The 17,916-nt window shown below is 39.3% G+C and carries 16 protein-coding genes and 3 pseudogenes; 2 read left to right on the top strand and 17 right to left on the bottom strand.

The genetic code is table 11. The features are described 5' to 3' along the window. Nucleotides 1-3 precede the first annotated feature (3 nt). The 4 genes and pseudogenes from ABFG93_RS21655 to ABFG93_RS21640 form a co-directional block, all read right to left on the bottom strand. Entirely contained in the window at nt 4-1,011 is a 1,008-nt protein-coding gene (locus ABFG93_RS21655; RefSeq protein WP_347553175.1) for a DUF3231 family protein, read from the bottom strand. Between the two features lie 421 nt (nt 1,012-1,432). Next, nucleotides 1,433-1,624 (bottom strand): EamA family transporter, encoded by a 192-nt coding sequence (locus ABFG93_RS21650; protein WP_347553233.1) that lies wholly within the window; start codon nt 1,622-1,624, stop codon nt 1,433-1,435. A gap of 689 nt (nt 1,625-2,313) precedes the next feature. After that, nucleotides 2,314-2,388 (bottom strand): annotated as a pseudogene (locus tag ABFG93_RS23210) (hypothetical protein); the annotation flags it as partial. A gap of 178 nt (nt 2,389-2,566) precedes the next feature. Beyond that, nucleotides 2,567-3,181, bottom strand: coding sequence for an FMN-binding negative transcriptional regulator (locus tag ABFG93_RS21640; RefSeq protein WP_347553232.1), 615 nt, complete (start codon nt 3,179-3,181; stop codon nt 2,567-2,569). Nucleotides 3,182-3,309: 128 nt separating this feature from the next. Here ABFG93_RS21640 and ABFG93_RS21635 point away from each other — a divergent pair, with 128 nt between their 5' ends. Continuing rightward, on the top strand, nt 3,310-4,689 hold the full coding sequence (locus ABFG93_RS21635; protein ID WP_347553174.1) for a PLP-dependent aminotransferase family protein: 1,380 nt from the start codon (nt 3,310-3,312) through the stop codon (nt 4,687-4,689). 120 nt (nt 4,690-4,809) lie between these two features. After that, a pseudogene (locus ABFG93_RS21630) lies at nt 4,810-4,914 on the top strand (AraC family transcriptional regulator); the annotation flags it as partial. 967 nt (nt 4,915-5,881) lie between these two features. Here the strand turns inward: ABFG93_RS21630 and ABFG93_RS21625 are convergent. The 13 genes and pseudogenes from ABFG93_RS21625 to ABFG93_RS21565 all read right to left on the bottom strand — a co-directional run. After that, nucleotides 5,882-6,304 (bottom strand): hypothetical protein, encoded by a 423-nt coding sequence (locus ABFG93_RS21625; protein ID WP_347553173.1) that lies wholly within the window; start codon nt 6,302-6,304, stop codon nt 5,882-5,884. A gap of 99 nt (nt 6,305-6,403) precedes the next feature. Further along, nucleotides 6,404-7,792 carry an MATE family efflux transporter gene (locus ABFG93_RS21620; RefSeq protein WP_347553172.1) on the bottom strand — a complete coding sequence of 463 codons (1,389 nt, stop codon included), beginning with the start codon at nt 7,790-7,792 and terminating at the stop codon, nt 6,404-6,406. Between the two features lie 413 nt (nt 7,793-8,205). Continuing rightward, the gene (locus ABFG93_RS21615; RefSeq protein ID WP_347553171.1) at nt 8,206-8,970 is read right to left on the bottom strand and encodes an ABC transporter ATP-binding protein; all 765 of its coding nucleotides are present in this window, start codon (nt 8,968-8,970) and stop codon (nt 8,206-8,208) included. Between the two features lie 2 nt (nt 8,971-8,972). After that, on the bottom strand, nt 8,973-9,779 hold the full coding sequence (locus ABFG93_RS21610; RefSeq protein WP_347553170.1) for an ABC transporter ATP-binding protein: 807 nt from the start codon (nt 9,777-9,779) through the stop codon (nt 8,973-8,975). Continuing rightward, nucleotides 9,776-10,630, bottom strand: a complete 855-nt coding sequence (gene nikC, locus ABFG93_RS21605; RefSeq protein WP_431522112.1) for a nickel transporter permease — start codon at nt 10,628-10,630, stop codon at nt 9,776-9,778. Before nikC ends, ABFG93_RS21610 begins: the two co-directional genes overlap by 4 nt. After that, on the bottom strand, nt 10,630-11,589 hold the full coding sequence (gene nikB / locus ABFG93_RS21600) for a nickel ABC transporter permease (RefSeq protein WP_347553168.1): 960 nt from the start codon (nt 11,587-11,589) through the stop codon (nt 10,630-10,632). The genes nikC and nikB overlap by 1 nt, the downstream gene beginning before the upstream one ends. 63 nt (nt 11,590-11,652) lie before the next feature. After that, a complete protein-coding gene (nikA, locus tag ABFG93_RS21595) occupies nt 11,653-13,197 on the bottom strand; it encodes a nickel ABC transporter substrate-binding protein (protein WP_347553167.1) in 1,545 nt (514 codons plus the stop codon). A gap of 172 nt (nt 13,198-13,369) precedes the next feature. Next, nucleotides 13,370-13,702 carry a hypothetical protein gene (locus tag ABFG93_RS21590; protein ID WP_347553166.1) on the bottom strand — a complete coding sequence of 111 codons (333 nt, stop codon included), beginning with the start codon at nt 13,700-13,702 and terminating at the stop codon, nt 13,370-13,372. A gap of 541 nt (nt 13,703-14,243) precedes the next feature. Continuing rightward, nucleotides 14,244-15,416 (bottom strand): MGDG synthase family glycosyltransferase, encoded by a 1,173-nt coding sequence (locus tag ABFG93_RS21585; RefSeq protein ID WP_347553165.1) that lies wholly within the window; start codon nt 15,414-15,416, stop codon nt 14,244-14,246. A gap of 5 nt (nt 15,417-15,421) precedes the next feature. Then, nucleotides 15,422-16,012 carry a DedA family protein gene (locus ABFG93_RS21580; protein WP_347553164.1) on the bottom strand — a complete coding sequence of 197 codons (591 nt, stop codon included), beginning with the start codon at nt 16,010-16,012 and terminating at the stop codon, nt 15,422-15,424. Continuing rightward, nucleotides 16,002-16,727 carry a polysaccharide deacetylase family protein gene (locus tag ABFG93_RS21575; RefSeq protein WP_347553163.1) on the bottom strand — a complete coding sequence of 242 codons (726 nt, stop codon included), beginning with the start codon at nt 16,725-16,727 and terminating at the stop codon, nt 16,002-16,004. Before ABFG93_RS21575 ends, ABFG93_RS21580 begins: the two co-directional genes overlap by 11 nt. Nucleotides 16,728-16,916: 189 nt before the next feature. After that, a complete protein-coding gene (locus ABFG93_RS21570; RefSeq protein WP_347553231.1) occupies nt 16,917-17,087 on the bottom strand; it encodes a GNAT family N-acetyltransferase in 171 nt (56 codons plus the stop codon). A gap of 146 nt (nt 17,088-17,233) precedes the next feature. Continuing rightward, nucleotides 17,234-17,697: pseudogene (locus tag ABFG93_RS21565) on the bottom strand (FMN-binding negative transcriptional regulator); the annotation flags it as partial. Nucleotides 17,698-17,916 lie beyond the last annotated feature (219 nt).

Below are 17,916 nucleotides of genomic sequence, written 5' to 3'. Positions count from 1 at the left end.
AGTTTAACCCATTGCCAAATCTTTTCGATCAGGTGCTGAAGGCGGTTTCTCTAACCAAGCATTATCAATCATAATATTTGCCCCATCTGCTGCAAACTCCCCGACTTCCACCATTAACCGGGCATAAGCTCCAAACACATCTTTTCTAGGTGTTCCACCCATACTTGCCCCATAGTAACCTAATCCTGCATTGTTTAATGCTGTGGTATGAAACATTAATAATTTATCGCTAAAGATAGGTTCTTTTGACGCTAACGGTGATAGATCCCAACTCATTGGAGTGGGAATATTACTTTCACTTAAAAACTTACTAAATACAGCACTATGATGCTTCGCTATCTCTGCTCCACGCGCCATATAAACACGAACTTCATTCGACTGTGCCACTTGAGAAAATCCTGTTAGCAAAGCACTTCCAAGCGAATTACGGTACAAATTTTCAAATAAAAAACAGACTTCAGTCGTTGTGAGTGGTCTTTGTTTCCCTAGCCATCCAGCCAAGAAATGCTGCTTATGAACAAACTCCACTTGAGCTGGATAAGGAAGATGAGGTGCACGAATAAAAAGGCCCTTTTCCTGCAACACATTACTTGCTCGATTAAAAAGCTCCATTGATGATTGCATACAATTTGTATAAAATTCTCGAATATCCTTCCGAGCCGTACTAGGTAAAGCTACGCTATAACTGTTAATCCCCATCATACCCATATTTTGAATATAATAAAGCATCAACGAATCGGAAAAAAGTCTTGCAGCATTTAAATTCACATCTTGATCAATAAATCCCACAGGTATAGGGAATTTTTCCTCCTTAAAAATATCAGTTATTATCTCAATATGTCTTTTGGATAAATCTGAGGCATACTCTAACACTTCGCGAATATCAGGATCTTCTACATCTTTTAAAAAATACGAAATCGTACAGATGCCTAATGAATCGCTCAGATAGGAACCCCATAATTTTGCAACTTCACTAGACGTCAATTTAATATGATTGTGATTACTTTCCATTAAACAACCTCCTATTTTAATGCATCAAGCATAATATTCTCAAAAACAGGAAAAATATTTAGGAACCACCTGATTAAATTTCCAGACCTAAGACTGGATTCAATTAGCCTCACTTCCTCTCCTTGATATTATGCCGGTGCCCCTTTTACACTTGCCCTTTCATGCATTCGCTTGTTATACGAGATCATTAGAATATAATGTCCCAACCAGCCTCACACATGTTTGAACAAGCAGGGGTTGAACAGTTTTACCCAAGAGATCAAATGAATGTCCCATGGCCCTTACGTTCTACCCCGGCTACAACTAAAATATAACCCATAAAAAATAGGTCAATCAGATAAATTCTGATTAACCTTATAATACGATCGACCCCTATTCATGAAGACTTGACTTCAAGATAATTAGGATTTATTACCTCAAGTCATAAAGTAGTAAAAGCGATAATCATTACCCCTGCTAGAATGATTACAGACGAAATCACTCTCTGATAACCAAATTCTTCCGCTAACCATTCCACTCCAATAAGCGTACCAAATAAAATACTATTCTCTCTTAAAGGAGCAACATAACTCACAGGTGTAAATTGCAAAGCAGTTAACACACAAGAATATATCCTAACGAATTCAACACTGCGACGCCAAATACTTCTTTTTTATTTACCATCCATTGTTCTTTAACACCTTTCCAATTCCAAAGTACTGTAGGTGTTAAAAAGGCTAGACGACCCACAGTATTAAAATAATCTAAAATAATTGGAGAAATAAAAACCAAGCTCACTGCTGCTTTATCTAGAAGAGTATAACTAGCAATTGTTAGGCCGATCAAAATCCCATAAGAGCGATAGCTGTATGGCTTTCGTTAAATATGTAAATAGCTAGTATAGTTGGAACCATTGGTGCAAATCCTCTCGAAACAGGGTACACAATGGATAAGTCCCCTACTTTATATCCTTGAAATAACAATAGGTGAAGAACTATGCTCCCACCAATAAATAAGACAGTAGTGGGTGTAAACATAAAATCTTTTCATTTTCGTGTAGCTAACATTTGGTATGTATCTTCTGTTACTGCCATTGTTTTAGGTGATATTACGATTAAAAGGATAAACGATGTAAAAACAGTGGCAACGCACATCCAGTTTATGTAACGATTTCGCTCTCTTGCTAAAATATTCAATTTTCGTTGTATCCACGCGCTAGTATAGGGTATTAGCACATGCCTCACCCGAAATGACACTTCGGTACGCCCGTTTACTGGATAGTACAAAGCGTAAAGCTTTTTCCCGGCGATTGGGATTATTTTCACGGCTATATACGAATTCATTTTGATAAGATCCATCTTGAGCTCGTTCGAATGTCGTAGAGAGATGGATTGGCATGGTGACCGAGCTCGTTGATTTGTCAATCGAACGCCCGGAGTGAATGGCTTTTGTTTCAAAACGCATACATATTCCTCGCTTTCAAAGATTATTGTCATGATGTGTTATCATGAATCCTTGTTTGCTTCAATTGAGATATTTTAATAAGTTTTGTTCACCAAAGAGTACATTTATACCTTTAAGCTTTCTTTCTAAGAATTGTTTTCATATGAGATGCAATTTCCCTTTCATCCTCACTTGTAGATTGTTCAAGTTGTGAAATAACAAGCTTTAATCGCTCAGCGGAATGATTTTGACTCAACTTTGCCGTTCCTTCGATTTTATCGATCTTGATTTTGAATCCAACAATGCCTTTTGCCTGCCCTTCTAAAAAATGAGCATCCAGTTGGTCCCATTGATATGAACTATTTGGATCTTCATATTTCAACACCATTTGATGAAGGGAATCCATCATTTCTTCCCCCTCTATGATCTCAACCTTTCCGTGTATATGAGCAGCTACATAATTCCATGTCGGAACAGCTTTATTTGTTTCATACCAAGAAGACGAGATATAACAATGCGGTCCCTGAAAAATGGCAAGTACCTCCTGTCCCTCTATATCTTTCCACTGCTTATTCGGTTTTGCAAAGTGGCCGTACAAATATCTTTTTTCTTTATCTAAAATCAAAGGAAGGTGGGTCGCATACGGATGACCCTGATGTTGGGAAAATAGAGTAGCGAAGCTGTTTTCCTCAATAATCTCATTAATCACTTCTTCATCTTTGATTTCAAAGTGCTTTGGAATATACATCATCATCACTCCTCATCTAATTTTGTGTTTGAAAATATTTTATCGCTCATATAAAATATATTATGATATAAACTGACATTTAAAAAGATACAATTTAAAATAAATAAGCATGTCAGGAGAAATTGTATATGAAAAATTATCTTTTTGCCTTAAACGAAAGCTCTCCCAAATACAAACAAATCTACGAGCAGTTTAAATCATTTATTGAACGAGGCAATGTGAAAGCTGATGAACAACTACCCTCCATTCGGCAACTTGCTGATTCTCTCCAAGTAAGCCGTAATACAACCCTAACAGCATATAATCAGCTTGTAGCAGAGGGTTATATTCGCGGGGAAGGGAGAAAAGGTTATTTTGTCAATCAATTAGAGCCATCTTTATACCAGGAACCACCAATTCCCTTTAACAAAAAGAGGGTGGGAAAGGAAGCGTCCGTTCGTGTCGATTTTCGGACAGATGCTGTTGATCAATCCCATTTCCCCTTAAAAATATGGAGGCGAATAGCGAATCAGGTCTTAACGTTACCTGAGAGCTTTCGGTATGGGGAACCTTTTGGAGAGGTGAGTCTGCGCGAACAAATTGCCGCATACTTACTCCAATCACGTGGGGTAAGAACAGATGCAGATGCCATTTTCATCGGTAGCAGTACACAACAAATGCTTATCAATCTAGGCCATATACTACAGGAAGATTATTCAGGTATTCTCGTAGAAGATCCAGGGTTCGATGGTGCCAGGGAAGCTTTTCAATTCCATCACTTTTTGCTTGAATATTTGCCGGTATATGCAACAGGTGCAGATCTTTCGCAACTTAAACAAATGGATTCAGCTTTAATCTATGTAACACCTTCTCATCACAGTCCGTACGGTGTAAGCATGTCCATTCAACAACGACAAACGCTCATTCAATGGGCAAACAAGGTACAGGGATACATTATTGAAGACGATTATGATAGTGAGTTCCGATATACGCAACGCCCGTTTCCAGCACTCGCTTCTATTGATTCAACAAGAGTCATTTATCTGGGAAATTTCTCAAAGGCTTTTCTTCCGGGACTACGTTTAAGCTATATGGTGTTACCACAGCAGCTTTTAAACCGTTATAAAAATCAGTTCCTGAACTTTGAAAGCTCAACTTCACTTTTTAGCCAAATTACAATGGCTAAATTTATGGAAAACGGGGAATGGAATCGGCACATTAAGCGAATGCGCCTTGTTTATAAACGAAAAATGAAATACCTCGTTTCATTATTAAAAAAACACTTTGGGCAAAATATATCCATTATTGGCGAACAGTCCGGTTTGTACGTTTTAATTAAGGTATATCTAGGGCATTCAGAAGAATGGCTAATCGAGCGGGCTTTCCTTTATGGTGTTAAAGTGCGGCCAACTTCGATCTATTTCATAAAAAACCATCCGGATAGGCCAATGATTAAACTAGGGTTTAGTGGTCTTTCTTATGATGAAATCGAACTTGGTGTAAATTTTTTAAGAAAAGCATGGTTATAAAAAATCTTTTTAGAAGGACGTTCTTCGGCAATCGGGCGCTTTAATGGAATAAAAAGGAGAATACATATTAGTCATTAATAATATGTATTCTCCCTTATTTTTTAGGCTTTTTATAATTTTAGTCCATCTCAATTCAGCCGGGAATATTCCCGTATGTTTGGTTTACCGCCTAAAGAGGATATTAAACGACTGAAAGAAACCTATGACCAAAAGATAAATCTATAACCCCCTTCCTTTTGGTGGGGGTTTTTGAAGAGAAAAAGGACAATCATTTAGAGAAAAGATCAAGAGGAAAAATTATATAACCAACAAATTGTGAATCATAATTCTTTGCTAGTCAGCCCAACCTCTATTTTCAACCAAGTCTTCCAGATAACTGCCCGATTGCTTAATACAATTTTAAATTAGCATTACTTTCACAACTGATTATTCTATGTGCCCCATCAATTCAAATAAGATTTGTTGTAACAAAGCATTTTATTAGGTCAATAAATGCTAAATTGTCAAAAATCTCCCATAATCTTAGAATATAATGCTTGTTATGATAATCTATGACTCAATGAGTTTCCCCCAACTCCTTCCCCCTTGATTAAATATAAATAATACAATCCGCCACACTTTAAAGTGTGGCGGATTGCTGTTTGTACATTCTATTAGGATCAATAAGTCAGACCTATTTCTGCATGAATATCTTGGCACTGAGTGAGAAATTGATATTCTCGCAAAATACATTATACAAGAAGTTGAAATAAAGAGAGTGACATGCTCACTTTGGGTCTAAGGATTAACACACTACTAAACAATCGCTCCCGATTGTTCAAGACTCGAAACCAAGATATATTGTATGAATTGTGTAAATCGCAAAAGCCCCATAAATATGAAGCTTAGATATCCAGAAACTCAGACCTTCAATCGTAAGGTATTATTCCTCCAATATGTATATCCTATATTTCATCACATCCAAGAATGAATGAGAATGGAAGCGATGATTATTTATCCCAAGACTATTCACAATCAACCTGATTTTGTTGTTTGAAGATTAACCTTGCCATTTTTACGAGTCCTTCCTAGGATAGCTCCCAGTAGCACAATCAATAAAATGAGAGTCCTCCACTACTAAAAAGCATTGCGGTTGTAAATAGACCAAGAATAGTGCTTATCGCACCCAATGAAATCGTATCACTCGCATAATTTAATGAAGACGACTACTAAACACTTTACCAAGAATATTGGCAGGAACTTTTTCCTGAAGAATAACCACCCGAGATAAACCTTCTGATGCTTGATCCATTCCGATTAAAGTAGTAGCTATGTAAATGACCGACATGGTAGGAGGTGTCCCGATCATAAGCAATCCTAATCCCCACAATCCCATTCCAACGTTAAAAACTACCAGAGGATTGTATTTTTTTGAAATTCCCAGTGCCATTGAGGTAATAAAAGAGGTAGCACCCATCACACCAGTTATGTATCCAAAAGTGATGATATTTTCATTCAAGTATCCTTCGAGATAAATCGGTAAACCAACCCTCCATAGACCTGTATTAATTAAAATGCCTAGTCCTTGACCTAAAATTATAAAGGTGATTTCAGGATGATCTTTTAGAAAACTCAAGCTATCCTTTATATCATGGAACTAAAAGAATACCTGCATATCAGCAAAATACCTCTCACTCGCAAACAAGCTTCTTCCATGGATAAAGCGGCATCCCAGTTAATTGATGCTTATAAATTTTTCACGAGTTAATTTTGGAACAAATAACGATAAAAATAAGGATCGAGATAAACTAAATGCGATAAACGCAAGCCATAATCCATGATTTTGATATAGGGGGATAAACAACCAAAGCGCCATTATAAAGACAATCAATGCTAAAGCAATGGAATCCCTAATCGATTTCGCTTCAGTAGCACCAGAAAAGATTCCTTCTAGCTGCAAACCCCAGAAACCAACGATTGGAAACACAAGCATCCACACTAGGAAATCCTCTGACACTGCTTTCACTTCTGTAATTGTCGTAAATAAGGAGACTATACTCTCACCAAAAATAAATACACTTAAACTCAAGAGTATCGCCGAAGCAAATCCCCACTGAGCGGAGAGAGTAAACGCACGCTTATAAAGAAACAAATTTGATTTACCTATACCTCTACCAACCAAGATACTTGAAGCATTCGCGAAGCCACCAAATAAATAAGCGATAATATATTGAATTTGTAATAAGATGGCATTTGCTGCTAACGTCACTTCGCCCATACTTGCACCAATAGAAGTAAACAATATGGTCATAGTAAGCAAGCATAAAGTCCGTAGAAATAAATCTCTGTTCATTTTCATCATCTTTAGAATGGGTTCTTTTTCTAGTAACATGGATAACTTAATATGAGCTATTCTCTCTTTATTTGTCAAATACAGAAGCCATGTCCCTAAAACCACAGCACTAACCTCAGCGATAAGAGTAGCATAGGCAACGCCCTTAACTCCCATTCCTAACTCTAAAACAAAAACAAGATCCAAAATAATGTTTGAAACATTCATCCATATTTGAGTAGCTAAAGCTAAGCGAACCTTTCCCATCCCAATAAGCCAACCAATAATGACATAGCTTAGTAGAATAAATGGCGCTCCCCAAATTCTAATAGAAAAATAGGTGGAAGCGAAAGATGATACCTCTTCACTTCCTCCAATTAATGATAAGGCAATGGTTGAGATGGGGCCTTTTAAAATGATAAAGAACATACCAAACAAGATAGCTAAAATCATTGGCCTAAGTAAGGATAGGATCATTTCATTTTGATTTTTCGCGCCTTCTGCCTGAGCAGTAAATCCACTTGTGCTCACTCGAAGGAATCCAAGCAGCCAATACATCGTATTAAAGATAACAGCCCCCACAGCAACTCCACCAATAGAAGCAGGATCAGGAATTCTTCCAACTACTGCTGTATCAACAGCCCCTAAAATGGGTGTAGAAATGCCTGATATAATAAGCGGAAGGGCTATCACTAAATACTCCCTATGGCTAAAGGATGTAGTGCTATGTAAGGTCTTTGATTCTAGTGCCAATTCGTAAAACCCTCCTACTTTATTATATAACTTATTCAATCGAAGCTGCTTCGATAAGGGCTTTTGTATAAGGATAAAGATCCTTCTGAACCCATCAACCATGATTCCGTTTTTTGGAACAATGACTCTCTTACATAAATAGGCGCCAATAAAGGAACTGAATTTTTTAGTAAACTTTTTTTCTATAGTAGTTGTTTTGTTTACAATATGGTTCGCTCTTTCTCTTCTAAAAACATTGAAAGAGAAGAACAGAGTTTAAAAGGATATTGCAATGGTTGAGCCATAAATCATACCGGCCACCCTCATTCTACCTGAAGGGAGAGCTGAGAGTGGCAGGTATTAGTTAGGAAGCAATTTATACATATTTCAGTGCCTGATCCCTACAATAATAAAGGAATAACGGAGTGGGGGGAAAGGCACCGATTCCATAGTGAACATCATAGGAAACTCTTTCAACGAGCTGCCTTTATAAGTGCTTTCGTATAAGGGTGTCGATCTTCTGAATATAACTCGCTCCGTTTACATTCATCCACAACCTTGCCGTTTTTCATTACTACAATTCTATCGCATAAAAAAACGACCGCTTTCACGTCATGGGAGATAAACAAGAGACCCATACGCTGTTCTTGCTGTTTTTCTTTCAGCAAGTGTAAAAGATCCAATTGGACCGTGACATCAAGACTTGAAGTCGGTTCATCACAAACTAAAAAAGACGGTTCAATACTTAAAGCTCTAGCCACTACCGCCCTTTGTTTCTGTCCGCCGCTAAGCTCGTCAGGATAACGTTCAATCATCTCCCTTTCCATTCCAAACAAGGAAAGAAGATCAGCGGCCGTTTCCTTTTCCCCACTCTTCTCGTGTTTCATGTACGATGGCGTGATTTCCTTGAAATTACTCAGCGGTTCCAGTATGGATTTCCACAACGGAAGTTTCGGGTTTAAGGAGCTTGTCGCATCCTGAAAAACCATTTGCACTTCTTTTCTAAAGTTCCTTACAGTATCACGTTTTTTAAGGTTGAGCGGTTTTCCATCCATAAGGATTTGTCCACAGGTGGCCGTATCTATGCCTAATAGAAGTTTAGCAAGCGTACTTTTTCCACTGCCGCTCTCCCCTAGCACCCCGAGACATTCACCTTTTTCAAGGCGCAGAGACACATCATCCAGGGCGTTCACATGTTTAAAACACTTTGATACATGGTTCATTTCTAATCTTTCCATATCTAAAGGACTCTCCTCCTTTCCGCTTCCACGTTCACCGGGAGACTCAAGAGGGAAGAAAAAAGCTTTTTGGTGTAAGGGTGACTGGGATATTCTTTTATTTTATCCGTGGGTCCTTGTTCTACAATTTCTCCTTTGTGCATGACGTAAATACGGTCAGCTCTCCGGAAGGCTTCACTTAAATCATGGGTGATCAAAAGCAAAGCGCTTCCCGTTTCTTTACACGTTTTCTCCAAATCATCCATGACTATTTCTCCACTAATGACATCTAGAGCAGTCGTGACTTCATCACATAAAATAAGCGAGGGGGTAAGCAACCTTACTGTGGCAATCGCAGCCCGTTGAACTTGTCCGCCGCTCAATTGAAAAGGATAACTGGAGAATATACGTTCCGGAGAAAGATTCATCTCCTCCAATGCACGAAGGACCCTCTCTTTTGCTTCCTTTTTACTCATTTTCTGGTGGGAACGGATGGCTTCTATCATTTGCTTGCCCATTTTAATATAAGGGGTAAAGCTGCCTCGGTAATCTTGAAAGATCATAGCCATCTCACTTCCAGCCAACGAACGTCTTTTTCTTTTTCCAAGTTTGGAAAGATTCTGTCCGAAATAGTGGATCGACCCTGACTCCATGTTTACTCCTTTAGGAAGCAGATCAAGAACAGCCCTTGCCGACAAACTTTTCCCACTTCCACTCTCTCCAATAAGACCAACGATCTCGCCTTCATGGACGGACATGGAAAGATTACGAATGAGGGAACGATCGCTTTTGATGCAAAGGTTTTCGATAGACAGAATTGGTTCACTCATTTTTTATGCCCCCTTTGGCTTCTATCAAAATGGCGGTTCAAACCATCACCGATTAGATTAAAACAGAGCACAGTGATCATGATGGCTGCTCCGGGATAAATCATTAATTCTGGCAGGGTTTGAAAGTATCCACGGCCTTCGTTCAGCATCGCACCCCACTCGGGAATTGGCGGCTGCGCTCCTAACCCTATGTAAGATAGTGCCGAAATCATAAGAATAACTTTTCCGATATCAATCGCTGCCATGGCGGTGATGTCTGGAAGGATATGTGGAAGCAGGTGCATCCGAATCGTTTTCAGCGTACCAGAATGAGCAATCTTCGCTGCTATTACGTACTCTTTTTCCTTTTCTGCCAGAACAAGGCTTCTTACCATACGCGCATAAGTGATCCACTTCACTAAAACTAAGGCAATGATGATATTCGTTAGACTAGGTCCAAGGATGCCGGCAATGGCTATCGCAAGAATAAAATCAGGAAAGGCAAGAATACCATCGACGATTCTCATTAATCCTTGATCTATTTTTCCGCCAGTGTAACCAGACCACAATCCCAGTGGGACTCCGATCAATAATGAAAACAGAACGGTTAACGCACCTAAGCCGACCGTAATTTTTGCCCCGTAAATGATTCTTGAGAAAACATCCCTTCCGAGTTGATCGGTCCCCAACCAGTGAGTGAAGGACTGGTTTTGAAGCCGGTTACCCATGTCAATCGCGAACGGATCATGTGGCGTCAAGAAGGACCCGAAACCAATCGTCACCATCAGTCCAACGAAAAGCAACAACCCGAATAGAAGTCCCCGGTTGTTTTTCTTACTACCAGGTACCCCCGTATTTAATACTCCCTCCATCATCCTTCCTCCTTTCCGTAGCGAATTTCTGGGTTAAGTAAAGTGTAAAGCAAATCCACAAGGAGATTGACAACAATGACGATCACACCAATAATCAAGATGTATCCTTGGACCACCGGGTAATCTCGTTGGGAAACTGCCTGAACGATCAACTCCCCCATGCCCGGCCAGGAAAAAAGAATTTCAACAACGGTCACTCCCCCCAATAATCCTCCGACACTTAACCCGAAGAGGGTCACAACTGACATCAAACTGCCTCTTAAAACATGGCGGATAAGAATACGTCCTCTTTTCACTCCCCTTGCTGCCGCTGCTTCAATGTAAGGACTGTTCATCGTTTGAATGAGTCTTTCCCGAAGTAAGCGAATGTACATCGGGGCCATCGCTACACCTAAAGTAACAGAAGGAAGGACAAAGTGAGCCCATGTCCCTGTACCCATGACGGGAAGGAGACCAAGTTCCAATGAAAACCAATGAATCAATAAAAGTCCGAGCCAAAAACTAGGGATAGAAGCTCCCGCTAAAGCGAACCATTTACTAAGCGTATCCGGCCAGCGGTCTTTGTAAACAGCACCAATGATCCCGAGAGGCAACACAATGACAAAAAGGACTAACAACCCGCCAAACGTCAACCCTAGCGTAGCCGGCAGACGGCTCATCAACATATCCAGGACCGGTCGTTTGGTGATAAACGATGCACCGAGGTCCCCCTGAGCTGCCTTCCATAACCACTGTCCATATTGGATAGGGAGAGGATCATTGAAGCCATACGCTTCACGGAGCTCCTCTTCGTCTGCCACAGAGGTCTCCATATCCTCAACTTTCAAAATCGTACGTACCGGGTCTCCCGGGGTCAATTTCATCATAAGAAATGTAACAAAGGACAAAATAAGAATGGTAAGAACCAATTGAAAGATCCTTTTTCCTACTATCCGAAACACTTGTCTCGCCATTCCCATCACACTTCCTCCTTTCTATAAACAGGAAAGTGAGAGCGTCTGCAAACACTCCCACTCGGATCTTTACTCTACATCCATTTCATTGGTGATTAGGTAATTTTCTTCTGAACCAGGTGTCCAGTTTTTCACTCGATCGTGGACACCAACGATAATATGCGGATGCATAACGAATGAGTGAGGGACTTCCTCATTGATGATAGCCACGGCTTCTTTTTGGAGGGCTGTTCTTTGTTCAGGGTCAGCTGTTCCATTCAATTGCTCTGTGAGCTCATTAATCCTAGAAATATTTATTTGTCCAGGATTCAAGGATCCGTCCGGCAGATAAGCAACATTCAAGAAATAACCGCCATCCCCTCGGGGCGCTGTCAAATTGCTGTATGTGACGAGATCCCACGCCTCTTGTTTTTCATGTAAATAACTGTCGATATTTTCAATCTTCATAATCTCTACATCAACGCCTATTTTGCCTGCTTCTGCTTGAAAGTATTGAGCCATAAGCGGCAGTTCAGGTCTAGCGACATAGGTGGCAATTTTCAGTGATAACGGTTCGCCATCTTTTTCCATCATGCCTTGTTCATTTCTCTCATAACCGGCTTCTTTCAACAAAGCTTCTGCTTGTTTTGGATCGTACTCCACGGATTCTTCCTCTCCAGCAAAAGGAAAATCAGGATTGAAAGGCCCTGCAGCTTCTGTGGCATGATTGTTCATGATTTCCTCGACCATCACCTTACGATTGATCAGCATGTCCAGCGCTTTACGGACCTTTTGATCTTTCAATTTTTCGTTCTGTTGATTATAGAGGAAGAAATGAGTACGTATACTCGGTACAGATTCTACCTTCAGTTCAGAATTCGACTCGATTGAATCCAAGCCTTCTGGAGGCAAGTGATAGGCAATATCTGCTTCGCCCGATTGTAGACTTAATGCTCGGACGCTTGCATCAGAATTGAAACGGATGGTTACCTCATCAAGCTTTGCCGCCCCGTCCCAATAATCGTCATAACGTTCCAGGTTGATTTCACTTCCCGGGGTAAAATCAGCTACTGTAAATGGTCCCGTTCCGATCGGCTTTTCAGCAATTTGATCTTCGTCTGCCTTAATTACTGAAGCATGAGTGTGAATGAGTTCACTGATAAAAATCGGATGAGGTTCCCGGGTTGTGAACGTCACCTTTTGTCCATCCGCTTCGATGGAATCTATTTTTAAGGCAGCATCCATCGCATCGTTTTCTTTTATCACTCGTTCAAAAGAGGCTTTCACCGCTTTTCCATCCACTTTTGAACCATCATGGAAGGTTACACCGTCACGAATATCAAACTCCCAAGTCGTTTCATCTACTTGTTTCCAATCTTCTGCCAGCCATGGTTGTATTTCTAAATTTTCATCAATCTTCAACAGCGTTTCAGTAATCCCTGCCCGAACTCCTATCGCATCCTGATGGGGGTCCAAAGAGTCAGAAGCAAAGCTGAACAGCATTGTCAACGATTTATCTCCTCCGGAAGCCTCCTCTTTTGTTCCTTCATTGGAAGTACTTTCACTCTCTCCATTACATGCCGCCAAAAATAATACGAGTACTAAAAACATAAAATTGCGTATTAAACATTTCATTGATTTCTTCCTCTCTTTTTCGTAATCATTACTATTTAAAAATATGTGTACTAGCCCTTCTATGCCGCTTTTTTACCTTTCGTCTTTTCCTTCCTTCGAGTCAAAGCGACTAGGACCCTTTCATGAGTGAAGGCATTCGTCCAGGCAAATTGTCCGATCAATGATACAATCCCTACTCCAAGCAGATAAAACCACCCATCAGCAGAAGGGAGGACATATTCATCCACATAAGAGGAAGAGCGACAATAGTTCCTGTAGCCAGAAAGCAAAAAACGATTTCGTATGTATGATGCGAGCGGCTCAAATATCGGATACTTGTAGCTGCACCTCCAGCAAGCATGGCGCTCACGACTCCAGCCCATGCATAAACCGTATAGCTGTCAAACTGGAACAGATCGATCAGGATAATGGCACCAATGATAAACAAAGGCAGGTACAAGACGGTCTGTTTGCTCACTTTTTCTTTCATAACCATGGAAAACAAAAAAGCGAAGAAAGGTGACATATGCGCCAGTATGCTGGCATCCCCCAGAGGAATATGAGCAATGGTAAAGAAATAGGCTAAACAGATAAAGCGACCCCAGCGCTCCTCTTAGTGCAAGCATAGGGCTCCCCTTTTTAGAAAAAGAGATTTGATGTTTCCGCATAGGAGGTTTTGAAGCAAATAGTAACAATTACGATTTATCATAGAATGGAATGCTCGTTTTGTAAAGGGTTTTTATGGTTATTTCGAAACTGAGTCTTCCACACTCCCCGATTGCTTAATACCAATTATTTCAATTTAGCTTCACTTTCACAAGAAATTATTCTATGTTCCCCATCATTTTCAAACAAGATTTGTTAAAACAAAGCATTTTATTAGGTCAATAAATGCTAAATTGTCAAAACCCTCCCATAATCTTAGAATATAATGCTTGTTATGATAATCTATGACTCAAGGAGTTTCCCCCAACTCCTTCCCCCTTGATTAAATATAAATAATACAATCCCCCACACTTTAAAGTGTGGGGGATTGCTGTGTGCATATAGAATTCTCAATGAGATCCTTAACCTGATAGGAATATCTCGCTACTTGGCTTTTGATCTACTGGGTTCATATTGAATTTTTGTCGGGTATTTACCTGGATTTTTTTCCATACTTCTGGTAAACCGTATTGTAGTGAGGATAAATATCGCTCCACACCTTCTACTTTTCGTTGCACCTCATTGGGATCATAAAGTATTTCCTCTAAAGAAGAAAATGGCTCTTTCTCATCAAAATGAAATACGAGATTTCGCTCTAAAAGGTACGTTAAATTAAATTCTTCTTGCCCGGGAAGATACGCAAAAATAAAGACCGGAATTTGTTTATGGAGGACCTCACTTATCGTTACCCCACCTGGTTTTGTAATAATACAATCAACTGAGTCATAAATGTCATTCAGTCTTTCCAGATCTTCTATATACATGTACGGAGTAATATTGGGCTTCTCAAGCAGTGAACGGTACAACCGATGATTATGACCGCATAGTACTGAGAACTGTAGATGTTTGGATTCGGAAAAATCCCTGAAAACATTCTTCCCCATACATAATCCACTATTCCCACCGGCTACCAAAACATGCTTTCGACCTTTCCGTTGAAGAGGAAGAGAAGGATTTTTTCGTTTAAACACTTCAGATACAGGGATCCCGGTGTAATACACTCGATCCGGTGAAATCCGATGCTCTGTAACTAATTTTTGCTTTACCTGCTCAGTCGACACTAAGTGATAATCGATTTGTTCTTTTTCCCACACATCGTTAACAAAAAAATCCGTATAAACATTCACTGTTTTACATGTAAGATTATTGGATTGTGACTTTATCTTTCCAATGATTCTCGAAGGAAAGGAATGTGTACACATCAGCAAGGAAGGTTTTTCATTCTTTACTAACGTCAACACTTTATTTTCAAAGTAAGGGGAAAACCTTGAAATACTCTTCAAAAAAACACTCTGATCGCTTTCCTTCATCATCACCTTTTGGTAAAAGCTTTTGTAACTTTCCGGCGACTCTCTAATCCACTTATAATATATATTGGAAACCATTTTTTCCAGAAGAGAACTCGAAAAAGTTAGGAAATCAATAATTTTTATTTCAGCGTTCGGGTATTCCTGACTTAAGCTGTTTCGGAGGACCTCAGCTACTTTAGTGTGACCGGTTGGAACACTGAACATGGATAGAATAACAATCTTCATTCCAATTACCTCTCTCTTTTCTTTTTAACGTATCCCCAAACAGTCGTAAGGATGAAAATCAATAATAATCCGACTCCTGCATATGGAACATAGGATGGGTCAATGGAAAGAGTGGTTCCAAGCCAATAACCTAATAAAACATACGAAATCGTCCAAATTGCTGAACCTGCGATTGTAAAGGATAAAAATCTCACGTGCGAGGTACCGAAAATCCCTGCCAGATAAGGAATCAATTGTCGTAGACCCGGCAAAAAAATACCCAACAATAAGGTTTTAGTTGAATGCTTCTTAAATACGGTTTCATACTTTTGAACCCTATCTTTCGTTAATCCAATCCATCTTCCGTATCGCTCTATAAGTGGTGAGCCAATGAATCTTCCACCATAGAATCCCGTAACCATTCCAGAATAGACACCAAGGAATGTACATACCAAAGTCAAAGAAAGCATTAACTGCTCATTTGATGCCAACAGTCCCACTAAAAACAGAAGTGATTCTTCTGGTGCTGGTATTCCCACTATACCGAAGAAGAGAAACAGGAAAATGATAAAATAACCATAGCTCAAGATGTACTGGATAAGCTCTTCACTGCCCACTTCCTGTCTGCTCCTTCGAAGTCAAATTCCCTTCCAATAAAGTGAATCTGATTTGTTTTCCCAATGCATATGCAAGGAATTCATCTAAAGATTCTATCATATAATAGGGTGCTCTTTCATCGGCACCAAATGTAGTTCCACTATCATGAAGAACGAAAATGGACCCGTCCCTATCCACCGTCTTCATCCGACGAATCAAATCCCCACTTTTTTTCACTTTCCAGTCCTGAAAGATATGCGACCACAAGACCACTTCATATTCTTTCGCTATAAGCAGTGCGAATAAATTAAAATGACCCCAAGGCGGACGATAATATACCGGTTTTTCCTGGGTGTACTTCTCAATAATCAACCGACATTGGTTCAGCTGTTTCTTTAATTGTAGAGGACTTAAAAACCAGCTAGAAACATGAGAATAATGATGAATTCCTATAGAATGCCCCTCTAATTTCATCCGTTTGACCAGTTCAGGATATTTTTCAACCTTGCTTCCGACCACGAAAAAAGTAGCCTTTACACCGTACTTTGCCAGAATATCGAGTAGGTGACTAGTATAAATGGGGTCTGGCCCATCATCGAAAGTTAAAGCAATCGCATTACGACTATTTACCCTTCTACTAATACAGAGGTTCCTTCTCCGAATATAAATTGTGCTAAAGATAGAATATGTTAAAAACAACGGCACTACAAATAAAGCAATATATACCCAAATCATTGTTCACAACTCCACAAAAGTGTTTTTATTTCTATTTTTAAAAAAGGAAACTATTCTGCTTCTGAAGCGCCCTTTTTAAGTTACATGGTTCATCATAACCATTCATTCCAGAAAAACAACGCGTCTACTCCTCCCTAAAGTCTTCATCCATCATAAAGTGATGTAGTTTTGATATCAAGGTTTTCCTGATTAGTATGGAAACAACTTCTTTTCTGAACTTACTAACTTGAAACCACTCTTCTCCATTGAAATACAGGAATTAATATTGAAATCCCAAGCTTGTCCATAGATTTCTTCAATATCTAACTCTTCGAAAGCAAAATCATATATTAGTTTCCTTGCTTCTTTTGTATATCCAATCTTAGAATATAATGCTTGTTATGATAATCAATGACTCAAGGAGTCTCCCCTAACTCCTTCCCCTTTATTAAATATAAATAATGCAATCCCCCACACTTTAAGTGTGGGGGATTGCTGTTTGTACATTCTATTAGGATCAATAAGTTTTTTATTCTGAACGCTACAATTCTTTTACTCATTCCTTCGATGAAACTAGGTTCGATATTATTTAAATTGTATGTACTATCAGGAGTTTCATATTTAGTTACCAAGTCATGTCATTCAAAGAATCGAAAATAATCTTTCTATCTTCAACAATTTCCAATTTTCCATATAAATGGATAGATACATAATTCCAAGTAGGTACTGCTTTAGTTGTTTTGTACCAGGTTGGTGAAATGTAACAGTGGGGGCCATGAAAAACCGCAAGGACTTGTTGTTTTTCAGCATCCTTCCATTGTCCATTCGGACGTGCAAAATGACCATATAAAGCATTTTCAGATTTATCAGTGGAAGATGAGTAGCAAATGGTACTCCTTTATGCTGAAAAAAAGATTACAAATCCATTTTTTTCAATAAAATCATAAATTATTTCTTCATCATCCATTTTAAAATGTTTAGGTATATACATAATCATCCACCTCCGTTGTAAAGTTGAAATTTAATCAAATAAACTTCCTGCCTTTCATGCTGAAAAACTTTTATAGCAGAACTTGTCGTGCGCCCCCTTTGCCTGAAGACTCGATTTCAAGGTATTTATGTGAATTATATGGCCCGTTCGAGTAATTATATCCATGTTTATTTAATACCAATTGCACATTCCCTTAGCCTGTATAAATAGCCTTCACAA

It is taken from the genome of Pseudalkalibacillus hwajinpoensis (assembly GCF_039851965.1).
In the GTDB taxonomy this organism is placed as follows: Bacteria; Bacillota; Bacilli; order Bacillales; family Guptibacillaceae; genus Guptibacillus; species Guptibacillus hwajinpoensis_E.
Note: the sequence above shows the minus strand (reverse complement) of the source record. Positions and strands in the feature narration are given on the sequence as shown.

Coding starts and splice junctions, on each gene's coding strand:
- ABFG93_RS21655 (WP_347553175.1), bottom strand. CDS start 1,011: ATGGAAAGTAATCACAATCATATTAAATTGACGTCTAGTGAAGTTGCA.
- ABFG93_RS21640 (WP_347553232.1), bottom strand. CDS start 3,181: ATGTATATTCCAAAGCACTTTGAAATCAAAGATGAAGAAGTGATTAAT.
- ABFG93_RS21635 (WP_347553174.1), top strand. CDS start 3,310: ATGAAAAATTATCTTTTTGCCTTAAACGAAAGCTCTCCCAAATACAAA.
- ABFG93_RS21615 (WP_347553171.1), bottom strand. CDS start 8,970: ATGGAAAGATTAGAAATGAACCATGTATCAAAGTGTTTTAAACATGTG.
- ABFG93_RS21610 (WP_347553170.1), bottom strand. CDS start 9,779: ATGAGTGAACCAATTCTGTCTATCGAAAACCTTTGCATCAAAAGCGAT.
- nikC (WP_431522112.1), bottom strand. CDS start 10,630: ATGGAGGGAGTATTAAATACGGGGGTACCTGGTAGTAAGAAAAACAAC.
- nikB (WP_347553168.1), bottom strand. CDS start 11,589: ATGGGAATGGCGAGACAAGTGTTTCGGATAGTAGGAAAAAGGATCTTT.
- nikA (WP_347553167.1), bottom strand. CDS start 13,197: ATGAAATGTTTAATACGCAATTTTATGTTTTTAGTACTCGTATTATTT.
- ABFG93_RS21590 (WP_347553166.1), bottom strand. CDS start 13,702: ATGTCACCTTTCTTCGCTTTTTTGTTTTCCATGGTTATGAAAGAAAAA.
- ABFG93_RS21585 (WP_347553165.1), bottom strand. CDS start 15,416: ATGAAGATTGTTATTCTATCCATGTTCAGTGTTCCAACCGGTCACACT.
- ABFG93_RS21575 (WP_347553163.1), bottom strand. CDS start 16,727: ATGATTTGGGTATATATTGCTTTATTTGTAGTGCCGTTGTTTTTAACA.